Raw genomic sequence first — 22,541 nt, 5'->3', positions numbered from 1 at the left:
AAGCTCGCTCCTACAGTGGGGTGTTTTCCAGGTGGTCAAGTAGACGCGGGTCAAGGGGATCCAGCGGGCGGCCGAGCATGGTTTCGGCCGCCTGCCAGAGTTGATCCAGGCCGCTGGCCAGGGCCTGTTTGCCGGTCGCGCCGAGCAACAGGTACGACGCGCCCTGGAAATCCTCGACCTTGAGCCGAAACACCGCCAGCACCTGGTTGATCGCCGCGATCCGGCGCAGGCGCTCGCGACGCCTGGGCAGTGCATCGCCCAAGGAGTCGCTCCAATGCAGGTCTTCGCCGAGCAAGCCACAGAGTCCGCACATGGCTAAGCCCCGCTCATGGCATGACATCGCCGGCGTTCGGGCCGAGGGTCTGGCCGACGAACAGGTTACCGCCCGGGGTACTGGCCAGCAGCACGGCGGTGGGCGCGACTTCGTCCGCCAGGCCGAACCGGCCCAGGGGCAGTTCGGCGGCCTTGGCGCGTTTCCAGCTGTCGCTGATGCCGCCCACCAGCGGGGTTTCGATCGGGCCTGGGGCGATAGCGTTGACCAGCACATTGTCCTTGGCCACTTCCAGGGCCAGGGACTTGGTGAAGCCGATCACGCCGGCCTTGGCCGCCGCATAGTGACTCAGCTCGGCACCGCCCTTGATGCCCAGTTGCGAGGCGACGTTGATGATCCGCCCCCAGCGCTGCGCGAGCATATGCGGCAAGGCGCGTTGGCTGGCGATGAACACGCTGGTGAGGTCGACCCGCAGCATGTCGTTCCACATCTCGAGGGAGAGATCGACGCAACGCGCCTGGGTCAGCATGCCGGCATTGTTGACCAGGATGTCGATCCCGCCGAAGTGCTCGACGCACCGGTCGACACTGGCCTGGGCGCCTTCGACGGTACCGACATCGGCCAGGCATTCGAACACCTCGGCACCCAGGTTGCGACAGGTGATCGCGACCTCGGCAAGGCTCGCGGCGTTGCGGTCGGCCAACACCAGGCGAGCGCCCTCGACCGCGTAAGCCTGGGCAATGGCGGCACCGATGCCGCTGCCGGCCCCGGTGATGACGGCGCGGCGGTTATTCAACAGGCTCATTTTTATTTCCTCATTGATCGTTCCCACGCTCTGCGTGGGAATGCCGCCTTGGACGCTCTGCGTCCGCTATTGTGACGCGAAGCGTCACGCTGATGCATTCCCACGCGGAGCGTGGGAACGAGCGCGGTCAATCAGGCCAGCGCACGGTCAGGCCGCCGTCGATGATGATGCTTTGCCCGGTCACGTAGCTCGCTGCATCACTGGTCAAGAACTGCACCAGCGACGCCACTTCATCCGCCCGCCCTACCCGGCCCAGCGGGATTGCCTTGGCAGCCTTGGCCAACCCTTCAGGCCCCAGCGAATTCTTCGCATCCAATGACTGCGGCGTCTCGATCAACCCCGGGATCACCGCATTGCACCGAATGCCCTTGGCCGCCAGTTCCACCGCCAGCGAACGACACAACCCCGGCACCCCGGCCTTGGCCGCCGCGTAATGGCTGTGCTCCTGCCAGCCATACACGCCGCCGGCAATCGAAGAAATCGCTACCAGCGCGCCGCCTTCGCGCATATGCCGGGTCGCCGCGCGGAAGGTGCGCATCACCCCCGTGAGGTCGATATTGAGCATCTCATCCCACAACGCATCGCTCATTTCCAGCAACGGCGCGCGACGCAACAAGCCGGCATTGGCCACCGCGTAATCGAGGCGCCCAAAATGCTGCACCGCTTGCTCGGCCATGGCATCCACCGAGGCGCTGTCGCCCACGTCCAGCGCCAGCATCAGGCATTCGCCGCCGGCTTCTTCCACCAGGGCAACCGTGCGTTGCGGGTCATGGGGATCGGCCGGGTAATACCCGCCCACCACCGCCACGCCGCTGCGCCCGTAGGCCACGGCAAGGGCTTGGCCGATGCCGCTGGCGGCACCGGTAATCAAGGCAACTTTACGGTTCATAAAGAACTCCTTACTGAACGGTTTCCGGACGCACATGGCGCGCGGCAAACATCAACGCGCCGGACAAGAAGCACGGCAGCGCGCCGAACCACAGCGCGGCGGTCTGCCAGTCGCTGCCGGCGGATAACACCTGGGTGGCGCCAAACCCGGCCAACACGGCGCCGATCGGGCCCATGGCATGAATGATCGCGCCACCGGTGGCGCGGATGCTGGTGGGGAAGCTTTCGCTGATGAAGAACAGCGCCGCCGAGTACGGCCCGATCAGGAAGAACAGGCCCAGGCTGTACAGCCCAACCACCATCGGCATGTTGCTCGGGCCGAACAGCATCCCGGCGAATGCCAGGCCGCCGAGCATCCAGCCCAGGCCGATCACGTTGCGCCGCCCGATCTTGTCGCCCATCCAACCATGGCTGAGGTACCCGCAATAACCCACCAGGTTCGACAGCACGAGGATGATCAGCGAGTTCTCGAACGAGATGTGGTGCACGCTGACGATCACCGAGGTGCCCAGCACGCTGAACACCTGGATCGCCGCCCAGTTGAGCAACAGCGCGGCGCCGATCACCAGGGTGGCGCGCCGCGCCGGGCCCCGGAATGCGGCCTTGAGGCCGGCCTTGCTGTGTTCGTCATAATCCACGCCGTAGGTCACGGCGACGTTCTGCGCCTCGCTCACCGCACCGCGTTTACGCAGTTGGCTGATGCGCTGGTGAATCTGGAACTGCGGGCTCTCCTTGAGCTTGCGCGCCATGATCGCGATCACAATGGCCGGGATCGCGGCGAAGACGAAACAGCCCTGCCAGCCGATGATCGGCAGCAGCAGCGCGGTCAACCCCGCGGCGATCAAGGCCCCGACCGGCCAGCCGCCTTGTACCAGGCTGTAGATGAAGCCGCGACGCTTGGTCAGTTTCGGGTCTTGCGAGGCGCCGTACAGCTCACTCAGATACGTCGCATTGACGGTTTCCTCGGCATACCCCAAGCCACCCAGCGAGCGAATCAGGATCAGCGGCGACTTGCCCCACGCCCCGCCGATCGCGGTGAGCGCCGAGCACAGCGCGGAGCCGGCCACGGTCAGAATAATCCCCTGGCGGCGCCCCAGTTTATCGACGACGGGACCGATGGCGAACGCGACCACCGCCGTGCCCACCGCCACCCAGGTCGCGATTTGCGCCTGCTCCACTTCACCCCAGCCAAAGTGCCGGCCGATCTCCGGCAGCAAAGTGCCGAACAGGATGAAGTCATACACCGCGAACACCCAGGCAAAGAACGCGATCCAGGTGGCGAAGCGCACTTCCTGGGACGTCAGTTGCCGGGGTTTCCAGCCGGTCAGGTCAAGCTTGTTGTAGATAGACATGCAGCGCGCCTCGGGAGGTGGAGTGGGCTTTCTGTAGGAGCGAGCTTGCTCGCGAAAATCGTCAACGATGACGCGGGCATCCTGAATGCACGCGGTGCTCTCAGGCGTTTCGCGAGCAAGCTCGCTCCTACAGGGTTCGGGTCAGGTGCGGGGTTGACGGCGGATAAAGTCGTCGGCGATTTCATCAAAGGTGACGAAGCGCACACCGGCATGGCTCTGGATGTGTTCGATCAGACGCTCAAGCATCAGCAGCACTTGCGGCCGGCCGGACACGTCGGGGTGGATGGTCATGGTGAACACCGCGTGTTCATGCTCGCGGTAGACCCAGTCGAACTGGTCGCGCCACATTTCTTCCAGGTGACGCGGGTTGACGAAGCCGTGGCTGTTGGGGGCTTTCTTGATGAACATCATTGGCGGCAGGTCGTCGAGGTACCAGTTGGCCGGGATTTCCACCAAGTCGGTTTCCTCGCCGCGCACCAGGGGTTTCATCCAGGTGTCGGGGTGCTGGCTGTAGTCGATCTTGGTCCAGCTGTCGCCCTTGCGCACGTAGTAGGGATGGAAGTCGTTGTGCATCAGGCTGTGGTCGTACTTGATGCCTTTCTTCAGCAGCAGCTCGTTGGTGACTTTACTGAATTCCCACCACGGCGCGACGTAGCCGGTGGGGCGCTTGCCGGTGACCTGGGTGATCAGTTCGATGGATTTATCGAGGACGATTTCTTCCTGCTCGGCGGTCATCGCGATGGGGTTTTCGTGGCTGTAGCCGTGCACGCCGATTTCGTGGCCGGCGTCGGCCACGGCCTTCATCTGTTCGGGGAAGGTTTCCATCGAGTGGCCGGGGATAAACCAGGTGGTGCGCAGGCCGTAGCGCTCGAACAATTTGAGCAGGCGCGGCGCGCCGATTTCACCGGCGAACAGGCCGCGGGAGATGTCGTCCGGCGAGTCTTCGCCGCCGTAGGAACCGAGCCAGCCGGCGACGGCGTCAACGTCGACGCCAAATGCACAGAGGATGTCTTTAGCCATGGTGTGTCTCCTTAGGGTTGAGGGCGGTTTCGACCGACAGCGCGGCCCTGAGCAGGCGCGCGTCTTCGCCACAAGGGGCGCTGAGCAGCAGCGCGGTGGGCAGGCCCAGGGCATCGCGGCCGCTGGGCAGGCTGACGCCCGGCATGTCGAGCAGGCTGCCGGGCATGGTCAGGCGCAGGGTCGCCAGGTTGGTGCTGACGAACAATTCGTCGTCGGCCTCCAGCGGTGCCAGCGCCGGGGCGACGTGGGCGACGGTCGGGGTGATCAGCAGAGCGCCGTCGAGGTCGTCGCTCAGTTGGTTCTGCAGACGTCTGCGGGCGTCGGTCAGGTGGATCAGTTGGCTGGCTGGCAAGCCGCGCGCGGCTTCGAGGCGGCGACGCACGCGGGGGTCGAGCTGCTCGGCGTCAGGGCTGTCGAGCAGGGCCTGGTGCAGGGCGAAGGCTTCGAAAGCGCCAAGCCAGCCGTGCTGCCGGATCAGGTCGAGGGCGGCCTGGAAGGCGGCGCAGGGGCGCAGGTCGATCAACGCGCCGGCAGCCTTGAGCTGGTCCACCGCGCGCAGCAGGTTATCGCGCACCGCCGGTTCAATGCCTTCCAGCGCGCCTTGCTCGAGCACGAAACGCTGGCCCTTCAGGCTGCGGGCAACGTGGGTTTGCGCACGGCCATGGAGCAGGTCGTCGATGACCAGGGCATCACGCACGCTGCGGGCCAGCGGGCCGAGGCTGTCGAGGCTGCGGGCCAGCGGGAACACGCCGTCGCGGCTGTAGCGGCGGCAGCTGCTGCGGTAGCCCACTACGCCATTCAGGGCGGCGGGAATGCGGATCGAGCCAGCGGTGTCGGTGCCCATGGCAATCGGCACGATCCCGGCTGCCACGGCCACGGCCGAACCCGATGAAGAACCGCCGGGAATCCGCGGCTGGTCGCTGCTGTTGGGGTTGTGGGGCGTGCCAAAATGCGGGTTCAGGCCCAGGCCCGAATACGCCAGCTCACTGAGGTTGGTCTTGCCCACGCTGACCATCCCGGCGCGGCACAACAGCCCCACGCTTGGCGCATCGAGCAAAGCGGCCGGCGCCTCGCGGCGATAAGCGGCGCCTGCGGTGGTGATGCTGCCGGCCACGTCAAACAAGTCCTTCCACGCCAGGGGCACGCCGTCGAACACACTCAGCGGCTGGCCGGCACGCCAGCGCGCAGCGGACGCTTGCGCCTCACGCAAGGCACGCTCGGTGCACAGCGAGATGAACACGCTGGGCGCCGTGCTCGCGCGGGCAAGCGCTTGTTCGAGCACTTGCACCGGGTCGCTGCGGCCGGTGGCGAACGCTTCGGCCATTGACGTGGCGTCTGACATGAAGATCACCTCATAAACGTATATATTTATAAAATGTACGTTTTGTAGAGGCAGCTTTCGTGCCAGTCTCTTTGTGTGTCCGCGCGTATTATTTCGGCTTTTCGCCAATATCCACGGGATAGAGGCTTTTGTAAGAAGCAAAATATTTGAAGGTCAGCGATGGGTGTGTCCTTAGATGAAATAACGTATCTTTTATTAATACATACATTTTGGTGCAAAAAAGTAACAACCCGGTGCCAAAGGCCCCAAAAAAGTGCCACCGACGTGGCGCGGAGTGACAGGCCCATCTATGAGAGAATCCCCGGCCATCGTCACGCCCTAGCATTCATGACTCAGAGAAGCAGATGAAACCAGTGTCCGCCCCGGCATCCCGTTACGCGATGATTCACAAGGTGATGCGTGACGCAATCGTCAACGGCACCGCGCTCCACGGGCTTGTGTTGCTGGAAGCGCCGCTGGCCGAGCTGTTCGGCACCAGCCGCGTGCCGGTGCGCAAGGCGCTGGACCTGCTGCACGATGAGGGCCTGATCTGCCGCTTCAACGGCCGTGGCTACCTGATCAATCCCGAAGGCCTGGCCGTGGAGCCGCTGCGCCTGCCCCTGAGCCACGCACACCTGGGCCTCAACGGCGACGACGAGCTGGTGGACACCCGGCCCCTGGGCGAGCGGATCGTCGAAGAAATCGGCGCGGCGCTGTCCACCTGCATCGCCTTTGGCCATTACCGCCTGGACGAACAAGCCGCCGCCGACCACTACGGTGTCAGCCGCGCCGTGGTCCGCGAAGCGCTGATGCGCCTGCGCGACCGTGGCTTGGTGGAGAAAGAGCCCTACTCCCAATGGTTGGCCGGGCCGTTGACCGCGCGGGAAGTCACCGAAGACTACGAACTGCGCGCCTGCCTCGAACCCGAGGCCTTGCGCCAGAGCGCGCCGGGCCTCGACCGGGAAGTCCTCGAAGCCATGTTGCAGCGGGTCACGGCGGCCCAGCAGAACCCGCAATGCAGCCTCGAAGCCATCGAGCAGATCGAGGAGGACTTGCACCAGCGCTGCCTGGCCGGCCTGCAGAACCGCAAGATCGCCGCGCTGATCCGCCAGGGCCAGAGCCCGATGATCATCAGCCGGATTTTCCATCGATTGCTGGGAATCGGCGCCGATCCGGCCATGCTCGCCGAACATCGCCTGATCCTGGAGCTTTTGCTCCATGGCGCTTTCGACGCGGCCGCGCTGAACCTGCGCGAGCACCTGCAGCGCGCGCGGCAGCGAATGTTGCAGCGCTTGAAGGTGCTCTCGGTACTGCCCGAGCAGCCACTGCCGGCCTACCTCCACAAAATCAGCTGACCGCGTCGCTGCAGTAACTTTATGTAATATGTTCCTATCTCACCCCTACCATTGAAACCACCGCTGCCCTGCCCCATCTAAGCTGCATACTTCCTTATGCAGGTGCCCCATGAGCGACCAGCAAGACGTCCCTGATTACGACCTGAACGACTACGCCGACCCCGAAAACGCTGAAACTTCGTCCAACACCGGCCTGGCCCTGCCTGGGCAAAACCTGCCGGACAAGGTCTACATCATCCCGATCCACAACCGGCCGTTTTTTCCGGCGCAGGTGTTGCCGGTCATCGTCAATGAAGAACCCTGGGCCGAAACCCTGGAACTGGTGAGCAAATCCGACCACCATTCCCTCGCCCTGTTTTTCATGGATACACCGCCCGAAGACCCGCGCCATTTCGACACCTCTGCCCTGCCGCTGTACGGCACCCTGGTCAAGGTGCACCACGCCAGCCGCGAAAACGGCAAGCTGCAATTCGTGGCCCAGGGCCTGACGCGCGTGCGCATCAAGACCTGGCTCAAGCACCACCGCCCACCGTACCTGGTGGAGGTCGAATACCCGCACCAGCCGAGCGAGCCGACCGACGAGGTCAAGGCCTACGGCATGGCGCTGATCAATGCGATCAAGGAACTGCTGCCGCTCAACCCGCTGTACAGCGAAGAGTTGAAGAACTACCTCAACCGCTTCAGCCCCAACGACCCGTCGCCGCTCACTGACTTCGCCGCTGCGCTGACCTCGGCCACCGGTAACGAGTTGCAGGAAGTGCTCGATTGCGTGCCCATGCTCAAACGCATGGAAAAAGTTTTGCCGATGCTGCGCAAAGAGGTCGAAGTCGCGCGCCTGCAAAAAGAACTCTCGGCCGAAGTGAACCGCAAGATCGGCGAGCATCAGCGCGAGTTCTTCCTCAAGGAACAGCTCAAGGTCATCCAGCAAGAGCTGGGCCTGACCAAGGACGACCGCAGCGCCGATGTCGAACAATTCGAGCAGCGACTGGTGGGCAAGACGCTGCCGGCCCAGGCGCAGAAACGTATCGATGAAGAACTCAACAAGCTGTCGATCCTCGAAACCGGCTCGCCGGAATACGCCGTCACCCGTAACTACCTGGACTGGGCCACTTCGGTACCGTGGGGCGTGTATGGCGAAGACAAACTCGACCTGAAACACGCGCGCAAGGTGTTGGATAAGCATCATGCGGGCCTGGATGACATCAAGAGCCGCATCCTCGAGTTCCTCGCGGTAGGTGCCTATAAAGGTGAGGTCGCCGGTTCCATCGTGCTGCTGGTGGGCCCGCCGGGCGTGGGCAAGACCAGCGTCGGTAAATCCATCGCCGAATCCCTGGGGCGGCCGTTCTACCGCTTCAGTGTCGGCGGCATGCGCGACGAGGCCGAGATCAAGGGCCACCGCCGCACCTACATCGGCGCGCTGCCGGGCAAGCTGGTGCAGGCGCTCAAGGATGTGGAAGTGATGAACCCGGTGATCATGCTCGACGAGATCGACAAGATGGGCCAGAGCTTCCAGGGCGACCCGGCCTCGGCGCTGCTTGAAACCCTCGATCCCGAGCAGAACGTCGAATTCCTCGACCACTACCTGGACCTGCGCCTGGACCTGTCCAAGGTGCTGTTCGTGTGCACCGCCAACACCCTGGACTCGATCCCCGGCCCGTTGCTCGACCGCATGGAAGTGATTCGCCTGTCGGGCTACATCACCGAAGAAAAAGTCGCCATCGCCAAGCGCCACCTGTGGCCCAAGCAGCTGGAAAAGGCCGGTGTGGCAAAAACCAGCCTGAGCATCAGCGATGGCGCCCTGCGCGCGTTGATTGATGGCTATGCGCGGGAAGCCGGTGTGCGTCAGCTGGAGAAACAACTAGGCAAACTGGTGCGCAAGGCGGTGGTCAAGCTGCTGGATGAGCCGAATTCGGTGATCAAGATCGGGAACAAGGACTTGGAAGCCTCCCTGGGCATGCCGGTGTTTCGCAATGAACAAGTGCTGTCGGGCACCGGTGTGATTACCGGCCTGGCCTGGACCAGCATGGGTGGCGCGACCTTGCCGATCGAAGCGACGCGCATCCACACGCTCAATCGCGGCTTCAAGCTCACCGGGCAACTGGGTGACGTGATGAAGGAATCTGCAGAAATCGCCTACAGCTTCATCAGCTCCAACCTGAAGTCGTTTGGCGGTGATCCGAAGTTCTTCGATGAAGCCTTCGTCCATTTGCACGTACCGGAAGGCGCCACGCCAAAAGACGGACCGAGTGCGGGCGTGACCATGGCCAGCGCGCTGCTGTCCCTGGCACGCAACCAGCCACCGAAAAAAGGCGTGGCGATGACCGGCGAACTGACGTTGACCGGGCATGTGCTGCCGATTGGCGGCGTGCGTGAAAAGGTGATTGCGGCGCGGCGCCAGAAGATTCACGAGTTGATCCTGCCGGAGCCCAACCGTGGCAGCTTTGAAGAGCTGCCGGAGTACCTGAAGGAAGGCATGACGGTGCACTTTGCCAAGCGCTTTGCGGATGTGGCCAAAGTGTTGTTCTGACAGTTATGTAGTGCCTGAGCTTGCGCTATCGGGGCAAGCCCCCCTCCCACACTTTGATTTGTGAATGCCTTCAAGTGTGGGAGGGGGCTTGCTCCCGATGAGGCCAGACCTGCCAACACAACCCCCTCCTGTCACACCTTGTCTCATCTTCGGTTATGCTCGCCCTTCGTCGTGTACAACCGGAGCCCCCATGACCGTTGCCCGCCTGTTTCTCCCCTTGAGCCTTGCCTTGTTGTCCGCGTGCGCCAGCGCGCCGAAGCAAAACATCAGCGTGGATGACCAGAGCGCCTGCCCGCTCCAGCTCACTTCCGGTCAGAACCTGATCCTCACCCTGCCCAGCAACCCCACCACCGGCTACCGCTGGGCCATCCAGGACTCCGCCGGCGGCGTGTTGCGGGCGCTGAGCCCGGAGGTGTACAGCAGCAGCGAATCCGGCGTGATCGGTGGCGGCGGCCAGTCCACCTGGCGCTTCCAGGCCTTTACCGCCGGGCAAGGCCGTTTGCGCCTGACCTCCCAGCAACCGTGGGAGCCGGAGGCCGAACCCGCCCAGACGTTCGACTGCGCCATTACGGTGAACTGACGGGCTGACCTTAGCCGCCGCCGGCACTCGGCTTTCCATCAGACAACCCGCGCATCCGCGGGCCAAGTTGGCTAAAATGCCGGCCTTTCCTTCCTCGTCGCCGGAACAACCGTGAGCAAAGAACCCGATCGCCTATTCGCCCAGCCCCTGCCCCAGGTGCCGGACTTCGCCTTTAACGAAGACGTGGTGCGGGTGTTCCCGGACATGATCAAGCGCTCGGTGCCCGGTTACCCGACCATCGTTGAAAACCTCGGCGTGCTCGCCGCCCAGTTCGCCCAGCCGGGCAGTGTGCTGTATGACCTGGGCTCGTCCCTGGGCGCCGTGACCCAGGCCCTGCGCCGCCATGTGCGTACCGACGGGTGCCGGGTGATCGCGGTGGATAACTCGACGGCGATGGTCGAACGCTGCCGCGAATACCTAAATGGCCAGGATTCGATGTTCCAGGAATTGCTGCCGGTGGAGGTGATCGAGGGCGATATCCTCGCCCTGCACTTCCAGCCGGCCTCGGTAGTCGCGCTGAACTTCACCCTGCAATTCATCGCCCCCGATGAACGCCTGGCGTTGCTCGGGCGCATCCGTCAGTCGCTGCTGCCGGGCGGTGCGCTGATCCTCTCGGAAAAACTGCGCTTCAACGATGCCCAGGAACAGGCGTTGCTCACCGACCTGCATATCGCGTTCAAACGCGCCAACGGCTACAGCGAGTTGGAAATCGCCCAGAAGCGCAGCGCCATCGAAAACGTCATGAAGCCCGACAGCCTCGAAGAACACCGCGAACGCCTGCTGGCGGCCGGGTTCTCGAAAGTCGTGCCGTGGTTCCAGTGTCTTAACTTTGCCTCGTTGATTGCCTTGCCATGATTGATTTGTCTCCCCTCGCCCGCCATCTGGTCGGCACTCCCTTGGCCGTGTGGGCCCAGGGCCTGCAAGCGCAGCTCGATAGCAAAATGGAAAAAGGCCATGGCGACCTGGAGCGCTGGCAAAGTGCATTGGACGCATTGCCGAAGATCCAGCCCAGCCACGTCGACCTGCTCACAGGCCTGGTGTTGGACACTGAATGCGATGACGCCACCCGTGCGCAAATGCACACCGCGCTGATGGGCCTGAGCCCGTGGCGCAAGGGGCCGTTCCACCTGTTCGGCGTGCATGTGGACACCGAATGGCGCTCGGACTGGAAGTGGTCGCGGGTGGCGCCGCACCTGGATTTGAACGGCAAGCGCATCCTCGATGTGGGCTGCGGCAACGGCTATTACATGTGGCGCATGCTCGGCGCCGGCGCCGACAGCGTGATTGGCGTCGACCCGAACTGGCTGTTTTTCTGCCAGTTCCAGGCGGTGCAGCGGTACCTGTCGGCACCCAGGGCCTGGCACCTGCCGTTCCCGTTCGAAGACTTGCCGGCGAACCTTGAAGGCTTCGACACGGTGTTTTCCATGGGCGTGTTCTATCACCGTCGTTCGCCGATCGAACATCTGCTGGCGCTGAAGGACACCCTGGTCAAGGGCGGCGAACTGGTGCTGGAAACCCTGGTGGTGGAAGGCGACCAGCAACAGGTGCTGGTACCGGAAGACCGCTACGCGCAGATGCGTAACGTATGGTTCCTGCCTTCGGTCCCGGCGTTGATGCTATGGCTGCGCCGTGCCGGTTTCAGCGACGTGCGCTGCGTGGATGTGAGCGTGACCACGGTGGAGGAACAGCGTGGGACCGAGTGGATGAAATACCAATCCCTCAGCGACTTCCTGGATCCGGAAGATCACAGCAAGACGATTGAAGGGCTGCCGGCACCGATGCGAGCGGTGATCATCGCCAAAAAGTAACCCCGCCCTTGCTGACTAAACAGAGGGCAAAATGTGGGAGGGGGCTTGCTCCCGATAGCAGTGTGTCAGTCAGCATGGTTGTAGCTGACCCACCGCCATCGGGAGCAAGCCCCCTCCCACATTTGCTTATCAGTGTTCTTTAGAGCGGTGGCTTGGCCCGGCGGGCCTTGAAGAACTCGCTCAATACCGTCCCACACTCTTCAGCCAGCACCCCCCCTCAAACAACACCCGATGATTCAAAAAGCCCTGGGTAAAAAACTGCCCCTGGCTCTGCACAATCCCGGCCTTGGGTTCCAGCGCGCCATACACCACCCGCGCCACCCGCGAATGCACGATCAGGCCGGCGCACATGCTGCACGGCTCCAACGTCACATACAGCGTGCTGCCCACCAGGCGATAGTTGCTGATCGCTTGCGCAGCGGCGCGGATTGCGACCATTTCGGCATGCGCGCTGGGGTCATTGCCGCTGATCGGGCAGTTGAAACCGCGGCCGATGATCTCACCGTTTTGCACCAGGACCGCGCCCACCGGCACTTCGCCCAGCGCCGCGCCCTGGGCGGCAAGTGCCAGGGCTTCGCGCATGAAGGTTTGGTCGCGGCTGCGGTCGATGATCGCCGGGCGAATCTGGCGCATCACGCCACCTCGATGGCGGCCATCAGGCCGGTTTCCATATGGTCGATCACATGGCAGTGGAACATCCACACGCCCGGGTTATCCGCCACCAACGCCACGCGGGCGCGTTCGTTCTTGCCCAGCAGATAGGTGTCGGTGAAATACGGGATGACCTTGTGGCGGTTCGAGGCAATCACCTTGAAACTCATGCCGTGCAGGTGGATCGGGTGCTGGTACTGGGTCATGTTCTTCAATTCGAAAATATAGCTTTTGCCCTTCTCCAACTTGGCGATCGGGCGGTCGGCGCAGGTTTTGTCGGTGATGTCCCAGGCCTGGCCGTTGATTTGCCACAAGCTCGGTGGCTTGCCGTTGTCGAGGTTGACCGACACCGAGCCGACCCACTCGAAATTGAAGTTGAGTTTTTCCGCATTGGCCAGGTCCGGTTCGGCAACCGGGTTGGGCGGCAATGCGGGTGGCCATTCGCTCGGCGCGTCGGTATTGGCCACCGAGCGGAACGTACCCAGACGCACCGGGCCATTGCGGATCGACAGCTCTTCGCCTGCCGGCGGCGCCTTGATGGCCAGGCAAATACGCATGCCAGGGCCCAGCCAGTATTCCTTGCCCAACGGGCGCGGCTCGATGGGGTTGCCGTCCAGCGCATAGATCTGCGCTTCGACATCCGGGATGTTGAGGCGATAAGTCAGGGTGTTGTCGAGGTTGAGCAGGCGCACGCGGGTGATCTGTCCGGCCGGCAGGTCGATCACCGCCTGGGCCACGCCGTTGATGGTGGACAAACGCCCTGCCGTACCGCCACGCGCCGCCTCGCGGGGAATACTGAACGCCACGAAGGCGCCCTCTTCGTCCACGTGCCAGCTTTTCAGGCTGAGGGTGCGCTCGTGCTTGAAACCGGTGGGCTCGCGTTCTTCGATGATCAACGGCCCGACCAGGCCTCGGCCGAGTTCTTCGCTGCTGTTCACATGGGGGTGGTACCAGTAGCTGCCGGCGTCGGGCACGCGGAACTTGTAATCGAAGTATTCCCCTGGCAATACCGGCAATTGCGAGACGTAGGGCACGCCGTCCATTTCCAGCGGCAGGCGGATGCCATGCCAGTGGATGGTGGTGGCGACCGGCAGATGGTTGATAAAGCGCACCCGCAGCCATTCGCCCTGGCGCACGCGCAGCTCGGTGCCCGGCGCAGAGGGGCCGAACGCCCAGGCTTGGGTGGTGTGGCCCGGCACCAGTTCCACATCGAGCGGCGCGGCGATCAGTTGGTAGTCGCTTCCTGCGTTGGCATCGGCAACCTTGCCCAGCCAGTAGCGATAGGCGCCACCGGCGCCCACACCTACGACGGCCAGGCCGGCAAGGCCACCGAGGATCTGTCGACGGGAAAACGATTGGGACACAACAACCTCACGTATCGGTCGCAGGCCAGGGCCCGCAAAGGGCAGATACGATACACCTGCGCGGGCTAAACAGTAAGGGTTCGCATTGCCGCATGGTGCAATTCTACAATTCACTGGGGTCCCAATGTGGGAGGGGGCTTGCTCCCGATAGCAGGGTGTCAGTCAGTACATATATTGACTGATCCACCGCTATCGGGAGCAAGCCCCCTCCCACATTGGATTTGCATTGTTCTTTAGTGCTTGGCAGCCGCCAGAATCAGGGCTTTCATCTCGGCCACGGCGCCTTTGAACCCGACGAACAGCGCATGAGCCACCAGCGCGTGCCCGATGTTCAGTTCGTTGATGCCCTTGATCGCGGCCACGGCTTCGACGTTGTGGTAGTGCAGGCCATGGCCGGCGTTGACGATCAGGCCTTCAGTGAGGCCGCAGTTCACACCGTCGATGATGCGTTGCAGCTCCTCGGCCACTTCGGTCGGCGTGGTGGCATCGGCGTAGCGGCCGGTGTGCAGTTCGATCGCCGGCGCGCCGACGCGGCGCGAGGCTTCGATCTGGCGCTCGTCGGCGTCGATGAACAACGACACTTCGCTGCCGATCTTCGACAGGCGCTCCACCGCCGCCTTGATCCGCGCTTCCTGGCCGGCCACGTCGAGGCCGCCTTCGGTGGTCAGTTCCTGGCGGGTTTCCGGCACCAGGCAAATGTGCGCCGGGCGGATGCGCTCGGCGAACGCCATCATTTCTTCGGTGACGCCCATTTCGAAGTTCATGCGGGTCTGCAGCACGTCCTTGAGCAGCAGCACATCGCGCTCCTGGATATGGCGGCGGTCTTCGCGCAGGTGCACGGTGATGCCGTCGGCACCCGCTTCTTCGGCGTCCAGCGCAGCCTTGACCGGGTCAGGGTAACGGGTGCCCCGGGCCTGGCGCAGGGTGGCAACGTGGTCGATGTTAACGCCAAGAAGAATGCGATTGCTGGTGCTCACGGAAGCGCTCCTGAAAAGGGAAAGAATCGGTGCACAGCATACACGGGGATGTCAGGGCTTTCGAAACAACTCGCGACTGACCAGCGGCCGTCCGCCCAGGTGCACGGCCAGGGCCTGGCGCATCAGGCGCTTGGCGGCGGACAAGGCGCCGGGGGCGGTCCAGTCCGCCTCGCTCATGGCCAGCAGTTCGGTGCCCTGGAACAGACCGGGTTGCAACAAGTACACACGCTCAAGGCCCGCGTCTACTTGCAGGCGGTACATGCCGTCAGCAGCGACGGGATCACCGTGCAGGTCGTTGTGCAGTTCAAAACCGTAGCCCAGGTCATCCAGCAGGCGCCATTCGAAGGCGCGCAGCAGCGGCTCCAGGGGACGGCCTTCAGCGAGGGCGAGCAAGGTGGCGGCGTAGTGATCGAAGACCGCCGGGTGCGGGTCTTCGGCGGGCAACAGGCGGATCAGCAGCTCATTGAGATAGAGCCCGCTGAACAGCGCATCACCATTGAGCCAGGCAGAGGTGCCAACGCTTTCCAGGCGGCCCACGTTCTTCAACTCGCCCTTGCCACGAAACTCCACGTCCAGCGCCACGAAGGGCCGCGCCAACGTACCGGCCTTGCCCCGCGCACTGCGCAAAACCGCGCGCAGACGACCTTGAGGCGTGAGGAAGTCCACCAGCGCGCTGGTCTCACGGTAGGCGCGGCTGTGCAGGACGTAGGCGAGCTGGCTGGGGGGTGGGGTTGGGGACATGGGTTCTCGATCTTGAAAACAACATAAACCTAATGTGGGAGGGGGCTTGCTCCCGATAGCGGTGGGTCAGTTAACACATAAGTGACTGACAGACTGCTATCGGGAGCAAGCCCCCTCCCACATTTTCAGCCCTGCGGTGTGCTTACAGGTCGCCGTAACCGAGGGAACGCAACGCACGCTCATCATCGGACCAGCCACCCTTAACCTTCACCCACAGGTTAAGCATGATTTTGGAATCGAACAGCAATTCCATGTCCTTGCGCGCCTCGGTGCCGATGCGCTTGATGCGCTCGCCCTTGTCGCCAATGATGATTTTCTTCTGGCCGTCACGCTCAACGAGGATCAAGGCATGAATGTGCAGGGTTTTGCCCTGCTGCTTGAACTCTTCGATTTCAACGGTGATCTGGTACGGCAGCTCGGCGCCCATCTGGCGCATGATTTTCTCGCGCACCAGTTCGGCGGCAAGGAAGCGGCTGCTGCGGTCGGTGATCTGATCTTCCGGGAAGAAATGCTCGTTCTCCGGCAGGTAGCCGGCGATCACGCGCTCCAGGGCTTCGAGGTTGTGGCCGTGCTGCGCCGAGATCGGCATGATCTGGGCGTTCGGCAGTTGTTCCTGCAGCCAGCTCAGGTGCGGCATCAGCTCGGCTTTGTCTTCGATGCGGTCGGTCTTGTTCAGCGCGACGATCAAGGGGCCGGTGACGTACTGCACACGCTCGAGGACCATCTGGTCTTCGTCGGTCCACTTGGTGCGGTCAACCACGAAGATCACCACGTCGACGTCTTTCAACGCCGCCGAAGCGGTCTTGTTCATGTAGCGGTTAAGCGCTTTTTCGCCGCCCTTGTGCATGCCAGGGGTATCCACATAGACCGCTTGCACGTTGCCTTCGGTCTTGATGCCCAGCATGTTGTGGCGGGTGGTCTGCGGCTTGCGCGAGGTGATCGCGAGCTTCTGGCCGAGGATGTGGTTCAGCAGCGTGGACTTGCCCACGTTCGGGCGGCCGACGATGGCAACATAGCCACAGCGTGTTGCGGTTGAATCAGTCATGGCCATTCTCCACGCCCAGGGCAATCAGTGCTGCAGCGGCCGCTACCTGTTCGGCAATACGACGGCTCACACCCTGACCTCGGCTTTTTTCGTTCAGTAAGGTGATTTCACATTCCACGAAGAACACGCGGCAATGCGGCTCACCCTGGATATCCACCACTTCGTAACGTGGCAGTTCGCAACCGCGCGATTGCAGGTATTCCTGCAGGCGCGTCTTGGGATCTTTGTTGGTGTCGACCAGCGTCAGGCTCTCGATTTCCGACGCCAGCCACGCGACTACGCGCTCCTTGGCCGTTTCCATCCCGGCATCGAGGTAGATCGCACCGATCAATGCTTCCAGGGCATCAGCCAGGATCGACTCGCGCCGGAAACCGCCGCTTTTCAATTCACCGGAGCCCAGCCGCAGGTACTCGCCCAGGCCGAACCCCCGGGCCAGCACGGCCAGGGTCTCGCCTTTCACAAGGCGTGCACGCAGGCGCGAAAGCTGGCCTTCACGGGCCTGGGGAAAACGCTCGAAGAGCGCCTCACCGGCGGCGAAGTTGAGGATGGCGTCACCGAGGAATTCCAGACGCTCGTTATTGCGCCCTGCAAAGCTGCGGTGTGTGAGGGCAAGGACCATCAATTCCTGGTCCTTGAAGGTGTAGCCGAGCTGACGCTCGAGACGACTGAGAGAAACGGTCACGGTTTATCCATATCTAGTTGGTGGCACCGGCGGCCATCGACGATTGACGCAGTGTTCAAATTCAAATCCTGATGGGTGCTGTGGGGCATCGGAAAATGTCCAAGCCCCAGAAAAGCATTCGGCGCTGTGTTCACAGCGCCGCTTGTATTACTTGATCAGCCCTACCCGCGAGAAGTTCGGCAGGTGGCTGAGCTTGGGTTCCGGCCAACTCATCCAGACCGCGAAGGCTTTGCCGACAATATTCTCGTCGGGCACCATGCCCAGCAGGTCCTTGGGAATAGTGGGGTCGTCCCAGTAGCGGCTGTCATTGGAGTTGTCGCGGTTGTCGCCCATCATGAAATAGTGCCCGGCAGGCACTTTCCACTGGCCATCGGGCATCGCGCGGTAGCGGCTCATTTCCTTGCGGATCTGGTGCTCTACCGTACCGAGTTTTTCCTGGTACAGCTCGGCGCTGCCCAAGGTATTCGGCTCGGCGCCCAGCAGTTTCTCGGCCACAGACTCACCGTTGATGAACAGGCGCTTGTCACTGGTGTAGCGGATCACGTCGCCCGGCAGGCCGACCACCCGCTTGATGTAGTTGACGTTCGGGTCGCTTGGGTAGCGGAACACCATCACATCGCCGCGCTGCGGGTCACCGACTTCGATGACCTTCCTGTCGATCACCGGCAAGCGGATCCCGTAGGAAAACTTGTTCACCAGGATGAAGTCGCCCACGTCCAGGGTAGGTTTCATCGACCCCGACGGGATCTGGAACGGCTCCACCAGGAACGAACGCAGCACCAGCACGATGAACAACACCGGGAAGAACGACTTGCCGTATTCAACCAGCAAGGGCTCCTTGTTCAGCTTCTCGACCACCACCGCATCAGGCTGGCTGACGCTGCCCTGATAGGAGGCGATAGCCGCCCGCCGACGCGGGGCGAAGAACACCAGATCGAGCAATGCCAGGAGGCCGCAAACGGCGACGGCGATGACCAGCAACAGCGGGAAATTTAGTGACATAGGACCTAACTATCCAACCTGAGCACCGCAAGGAAGGCTTCTTGTGGAATTTCCACGTTGCCCACTTGCTTCATGCGTTTTTTACCGGCCTTTTGCTTCTCAAGCAGCTTGCGCTTACGGCTTACGTCACCGCCGTAGCATTTGGCCAGTACGTTCTTTCTGAGTGCCTTGACGGAGGTCCGCGCAATGATCTGCCCGCCGATGGCGGCCTGGATCGCGACGTCGAACATCTGGCGCGGAATCAGTTCTTTCATCTTCTCGGTCAACTGGCGACCTTTGTAGTGCGCATTGTCCTTGTGCACGATCAGTGCCAGGGCATCGACCTTGTCGCCGTTGATCAGCACATCCAGTTTCACCAGATTAGCCGATTGGTAACGATCGAAATGGTAATCCAGCGAAGCATAGCCGCGGCTGGTGGACTTGAGACGGTCGAAGAAGTCCAGGACCACTTCGTTCATCGGCAAATCGTAGGTCACTTGCACCTGGGTACCGAGGAACAACATGTCGTGCTGCACGCCACGTTTTTCGATACACAGGGTAATGACGTTACCCAGGTGCTCCTGCGGAACCAGGATATTGGCCCGCACGATCGGCTCGCGCATGTCTTCGATGGACGACAGATCCGGAAGCTTGGACGGGTTGTCGACGTAAATCGTTTCACCGGTTTTCAGCGCCAGCTCAAAAATAACCGTTGGCGCGGTGGTGATCAGGTCCAGGTCGTACTCGCGCTCCAGGCGCTCCTGGATGATTTCCATGTGCAGCATGCCCAGGAACCCGCACCGGAAGCCGAAGCCCAGGGCGTCGGAGCTTTCCGGGGTGTACTGCAGGGACGAGTCGTTGAGGGTCAGCTTCTGCAGGGCTTCGCGGAAGTCCTCGAAGTCGTCGGAGCTGACCGGGAACAGGCCGGCGTAGACCTGCGGCTGGATGCGTTTGAAGCCCGGCAGCACGTCGACATCGGGGGTGGAACTCAAGGTCAGGGTGTCACCTACCGGCGCCCCGTGAATGTCCTTGATACCGGCGATGATGAAGCCCACTTCACCGGCTTTCAGGTCCGTGGTGGCGGTGTGCTTGGGGTTGAACACACCGACGCTGTCCACCAGGTGGATCTTGCCGGTGGATTTGACCAGGATCTTGTCGCCCTTCTTCACGCGGCCGTGGCGCACACGCACCAGGGACACGACGCCCAGGTAGTTGTCGAACCAGGAATCGATGATCAACGCCTGCAGCGGATCTTCGTAGTTACCGGTAGGGGCCGGGATGGTCTTGACCAGGCGCTCGAGCACTTCGTCGACGCCCTGGCCGGTCTTGGCGCTGCACTCGACGGCGTCGGTGGCGTCAATGCCGATGATTTTTTCGATTTCTTCTTTTACGCGGTCCGGATCGGCCTGGGGCAGGTCGATCTTGTTCAGCACCGGCATGACCTCCAGGCCCTGCTCGATGGCGGTATAGCAGTTGGCTACGGACTGAGCCTCGACGCCCTGGCCGGCGTCGACCACCAGCAAGGCACCTTCACAGGCCGCCAGCGAGCGGCTGACTTCGTAGGTGAAGTCAACGTGGCCGGGGGTGTCAATGAAGTTCAGCTGGTACTTGATTCCGTCTTTGGCGGTGTAGTACAGGGTGACGCTATGGGCCTTAATGGTGATCCCGCGTTCACGCTCGAGGTCCATGGAGTCCAGGACCTGGGCTTCCATTTCACGCTCGGCAAGGCCGCCGCACATCTGGATGAATCGATCGGCCAGCGTCGACTTGCCATGGTCAATGTGGGCGATGATGGAGAAATTGCGGATATGACTCAAATCACTCACGGATCAACACTCAAAAAGGCTGCAGGCAGATTGCCCGCTGAAAAATAGCCGGGAATTGTACCTGATGCTCAGGCCAGACGTCATCTTTGCTGACCAGAACAAAAATGCCCCGCTGGGATAAGCGGGGCATTTTTTATGCATAAGCGCGCAATCAACCGGCTCGGCGCAACAACCAGAACCCGGCCACGGCGCAGATAAACGTCGGCACCAGCACCGCAAACAGCGGCGAGAAGCCGAATACCAGGCTCGACGGCCCCAGCAGGTCCTGGGCGATGCGGAAGGTGAAGCCCACCAGCACGCCGGTGAATACCCGCTGGCCGAGGGTCACGGAACGCAACGGGCCGAAGATGAAGGAGATTGCCATCAACACCAGCGCGGCGGTGACCACCGGTTGCAACACCTTGACCCAGAACGCCAGCCAGTAGCGACCATTATTCAGACCCTGGTCCTTGAGGTAGTGGATGTAGCTCCACAGCCCCGAGATCGGCAGGGTTTCCGGGACCATGATCACGGTATTGAGCAGTTCCGGCTTGAGCGCGATGTCCCATGCCTGGGTGGGCTCATTGACCACTTCGGTACTGGACTTGATGCCCTGGCCCACGTTATGGAAGAGCGTGGTGGTGACGTCGCTCAGTTGCCATTTTTCACCGTCATACTGCGCGCGCTTGGCGAAACTGGAGCTCAGCATGTGCCGCTCCTTGTCGAACGTGTAGCGCGTCACCCCGACCAACAGCCCGCCTGGCTGCACGGCGTTGATGTGGATGAACTGGTCACCCTGGCGGTGCCACAGGCCGTGCTTGGAACTCTGCGCATCACCCGAACCCTGGGCCAGGGCGCGATTGGCCTGGGCGGTGGCTTCGGACGGTGGCGCGACGTATTCGCCGATCAGCACGCTGCACGCCATCAGCAGCAGCATTGGCTTCATCACCGCCCAGACGATACGCCCGATGGACACGCCCGCCGCGCGCATGATGGTCAATTCGCTGTTGCTGGCCAGGGTGCCCAGGCCGATCAGGCAGCCGATCAGGCCGGCCATCGGCATCATGTCGTAGAGCCGGCGCGGCGCGGTCAGCGCCACGAAGCTCAGCACGTCGGTGACCGTGTAGGTATCGGTGACGTTGCCCACTTCGTCGATGAACGCAAACAGCGAGGCCAGGCCCAGGATAATGCCCAATACCGCCAGGATGGCGATCAGTACGCTGCTACCAATGTAGCGATCGAGCTTAGCCACGAGCCAACTCCTTCAGGCCACGACGGCTCTTCATTTTCAAACGGATAGGCTCCCAGTAGAGAAGCCCCAGGCCGATCACCAGGAAAATCCCGTGTACCCACCACAGGCCCAGGGCGGGCGGAATCTTGCCCTTCTCCAGGGAGCCACGGGCGGAAATCAGGATGGTCAGGTACGCCATATACAGCAGGATTGCCGGCAGCAGCTTGAGGAATCGGCCCTGACGCGGGTTGACGCGCGACAGCGGCACGGCCATCAAGGTCACGATGAATACCAGCAGCGGCAGCGACAGGCGCCATTGCAGCTCGGCGATCGAGCGCAGCTCCTGGCTGCCGAACAGCGATGCGGTCGGGAGCGCATCGCGGTCGGTGACTTCGTCGCTGATATCGGGCTTGGGCAGCATCACGCCGTAGGTGTCGTACTTGATCACGCGGTAATCGGCCAACCCCGGGCTGCCATCGTAGCGATAGCCGTTGTCCAGGATCAGGTAGCGGCTGCCGTCGGGGCGCACTTCCTGGCGGCCGCCGTCGGCCACCAGGATCGAGATGCCACGGTCTTTCTGGTCCTTGCCGAGGTTTTTCTGGGAAATGAACACGCCGCTCAGGTTGGAACGGTCTTCGGTCATTTCTTCGGTATAGGTCACGCGCGTGCCGTCGTTGAGCGCCTGGAAACGCCCGGGTTCGAGGGTGTCGAACTCGGTCATCGCGTCCTGCTTGTTCAGCAACAGCTGGAACTGCATGGCCCCCTGAGGCGCCAGGCTCAGGCTCAACCAGGCCACCAACAGGGCAACGCCGGCGGCCGGCACCATGGTCATGGCCAGCAGGCGCTGCTGGCTCATGCCGGTGGCCGACAGCACGGTCATCTCGCTTTCGAGATAGAGCCGGCCATATGCCAGCAGGATGCCAAGGAACAGGCCGAGCGGCAGGATCAGTTGCAAGAAGCCCGGCAGGCGAAAGCCCATGATCAGGAACAAAGAGCCCGGATCCAGGGCGCCCGAGGCGGCCTGCGCAAGGAATTTGACGAAACGACCACTCATGATGATGACCAGCAATACCGCACTCACGGCACTCAGGGTCAACAGGACTTCGCGGGATAGATAACGGAAGACGATCAAACCAG

The 22,541-nt window shown here is 62.4% G+C and carries 20 protein-coding genes and 1 pseudogene; 5 read left to right on the top strand and 16 right to left on the bottom strand.

Translation table 11 applies throughout. The features are described 5' to 3' along the window. Nucleotides 1-10 precede the first annotated feature (10 nt). The 6 genes from C4J87_RS05250 to C4J87_RS05225 form a co-directional block, all read right to left on the bottom strand. Nucleotides 11-313, bottom strand: a complete 303-nt coding sequence (locus C4J87_RS05250) for a hypothetical protein (protein ID WP_124365961.1) — start codon at nt 311-313, stop codon at nt 11-13. Between the two features lie 13 nt (nt 314-326). Beyond that, on the bottom strand, nt 327-1,076 hold the full coding sequence (locus C4J87_RS05245; protein ID WP_124361459.1) for an SDR family NAD(P)-dependent oxidoreductase: 750 nt from the start codon (nt 1,074-1,076) through the stop codon (nt 327-329). A 127-nt stretch (nt 1,077-1,203) separates the two neighbouring features. Further along, nucleotides 1,204-1,965, bottom strand: coding sequence for an SDR family NAD(P)-dependent oxidoreductase (locus C4J87_RS05240; protein WP_124365960.1), 762 nt, complete (start codon nt 1,963-1,965; stop codon nt 1,204-1,206). A 10-nt stretch (nt 1,966-1,975) separates the two neighbouring features. Next, nucleotides 1,976-3,316 (bottom strand): MFS transporter, encoded by a 1,341-nt coding sequence (locus C4J87_RS05235; protein WP_124361457.1) that lies wholly within the window; start codon nt 3,314-3,316, stop codon nt 1,976-1,978. A 141-nt stretch (nt 3,317-3,457) separates the two neighbouring features. Further along, complete coding sequence (locus C4J87_RS05230; protein ID WP_003234086.1) at nt 3,458-4,336, bottom strand: polysaccharide deacetylase; 879 nt, start codon at nt 4,334-4,336, stop codon at nt 3,458-3,460. Continuing rightward, a complete protein-coding gene (locus tag C4J87_RS05225; protein ID WP_124365959.1) occupies nt 4,329-5,678 on the bottom strand; it encodes an amidase in 1,350 nt (449 codons plus the stop codon). The genes C4J87_RS05230 and C4J87_RS05225 overlap by 8 nt, the downstream gene beginning before the upstream one ends. Nucleotides 5,679-6,022: 344 nt before the next feature. Here C4J87_RS05225 and C4J87_RS05220 point away from each other — a divergent pair, with 344 nt between their 5' ends. The 5 genes from C4J87_RS05220 to cmoB all read left to right on the top strand — a co-directional run bounded on the left by C4J87_RS05220 (nt 6,023) and on the right by cmoB (nt 11,927). Continuing rightward, nucleotides 6,023-7,012 (top strand): GntR family transcriptional regulator, encoded by a 990-nt coding sequence (locus tag C4J87_RS05220; protein ID WP_124365958.1) that lies wholly within the window; start codon nt 6,023-6,025, stop codon nt 7,010-7,012. Between the two features lie 109 nt (nt 7,013-7,121). Further along, nucleotides 7,122-9,539 (top strand): endopeptidase La, encoded by a 2,418-nt coding sequence (gene lon, locus C4J87_RS05215; RefSeq protein ID WP_124365957.1) that lies wholly within the window; start codon nt 7,122-7,124, stop codon nt 9,537-9,539. Between the two features lie 190 nt (nt 9,540-9,729). Further along, nucleotides 9,730-10,119 (top strand): protease inhibitor I42 family protein, encoded by a 390-nt coding sequence (locus C4J87_RS05210; protein WP_124365956.1) that lies wholly within the window; start codon nt 9,730-9,732, stop codon nt 10,117-10,119. 111 nt (nt 10,120-10,230) lie between these two features. Next, nucleotides 10,231-10,974 (top strand): carboxy-S-adenosyl-L-methionine synthase CmoA, encoded by a 744-nt coding sequence (gene cmoA / locus C4J87_RS05205; protein ID WP_124365955.1) that lies wholly within the window; start codon nt 10,231-10,233, stop codon nt 10,972-10,974. Then, nucleotides 10,971-11,927 (top strand): tRNA 5-methoxyuridine(34)/uridine 5-oxyacetic acid(34) synthase CmoB, encoded by a 957-nt coding sequence (gene cmoB / locus C4J87_RS05200; RefSeq protein WP_124365954.1) that lies wholly within the window; start codon nt 10,971-10,973, stop codon nt 11,925-11,927. Before cmoA ends, cmoB begins: the two co-directional genes overlap by 4 nt. 139 nt (nt 11,928-12,066) lie before the next feature. Here cmoB and tadA read toward each other — a convergent pair. The 10 genes and pseudogenes from tadA to lptF all read right to left on the bottom strand — a co-directional run bounded on the left by tadA (nt 12,067) and on the right by lptF (nt 22,536). Continuing rightward, nucleotides 12,067-12,560 (bottom strand): annotated as a pseudogene (tadA, locus tag C4J87_RS05195) (tRNA adenosine(34) deaminase TadA). After that, nucleotides 12,560-13,942 carry a multicopper oxidase family protein gene (locus C4J87_RS05190; protein WP_124365953.1) on the bottom strand — a complete coding sequence of 461 codons (1,383 nt, stop codon included), beginning with the start codon at nt 13,940-13,942 and terminating at the stop codon, nt 12,560-12,562. Before C4J87_RS05190 ends, tadA begins: the two are co-directional and overlap by 1 nt. A gap of 233 nt (nt 13,943-14,175) precedes the next feature. Next, entirely contained in the window at nt 14,176-14,919 is a 744-nt protein-coding gene (gene pdxJ, locus C4J87_RS05185) for a pyridoxine 5'-phosphate synthase (RefSeq protein WP_124365952.1), read from the bottom strand. Nucleotides 14,920-14,970: 51 nt separating this feature from the next. Next, a complete protein-coding gene (gene recO, locus C4J87_RS05180) occupies nt 14,971-15,660 on the bottom strand; it encodes a DNA repair protein RecO (protein WP_124361446.1) in 690 nt (229 codons plus the stop codon). A gap of 142 nt (nt 15,661-15,802) precedes the next feature. Beyond that, nucleotides 15,803-16,705: a GTPase Era gene (era, locus tag C4J87_RS05175; RefSeq protein WP_029297473.1), complete on the bottom strand. Its 903-nt coding sequence runs from the start codon at nt 16,703-16,705 to the stop codon at nt 15,803-15,805. Further along, the gene (rnc, locus tag C4J87_RS05170) at nt 16,698-17,387 is read right to left on the bottom strand and encodes a ribonuclease III (protein ID WP_003188856.1); all 690 of its coding nucleotides are present in this window, start codon (nt 17,385-17,387) and stop codon (nt 16,698-16,700) included. The genes era and rnc overlap by 8 nt, the downstream gene beginning before the upstream one ends. Before the next feature lie 147 nt (nt 17,388-17,534). After that, entirely contained in the window at nt 17,535-18,389 is an 855-nt protein-coding gene (gene lepB, locus C4J87_RS05165; RefSeq protein WP_124365951.1) for a signal peptidase I, read from the bottom strand. A gap of 5 nt (nt 18,390-18,394) precedes the next feature. Beyond that, entirely contained in the window at nt 18,395-20,194 is a 1,800-nt protein-coding gene (lepA, locus tag C4J87_RS05160; RefSeq protein ID WP_124365950.1) for a translation elongation factor 4, read from the bottom strand. 151 nt (nt 20,195-20,345) lie between these two features. Then, the gene (gene lptG, locus C4J87_RS05155; RefSeq protein ID WP_124365949.1) at nt 20,346-21,425 is read right to left on the bottom strand and encodes an LPS export ABC transporter permease LptG; all 1,080 of its coding nucleotides are present in this window, start codon (nt 21,423-21,425) and stop codon (nt 20,346-20,348) included. Continuing rightward, nucleotides 21,418-22,536, bottom strand: coding sequence for an LPS export ABC transporter permease LptF (lptF, locus tag C4J87_RS05150; RefSeq protein ID WP_124365948.1), 1,119 nt, complete (start codon nt 22,534-22,536; stop codon nt 21,418-21,420). The genes lptG and lptF overlap by 8 nt, the downstream gene beginning before the upstream one ends. Between the last annotated feature and the right edge of the window lie 5 nt (nt 22,537-22,541).

The organism is Pseudomonas sp. R1-43-08 (assembly GCF_003852255.1).
Taxonomy (GTDB): Bacteria; Pseudomonadota; Gammaproteobacteria; order Pseudomonadales; family Pseudomonadaceae; genus Aquipseudomonas.
This window is presented reverse-complemented; position numbering and strand designations above follow the sequence as displayed.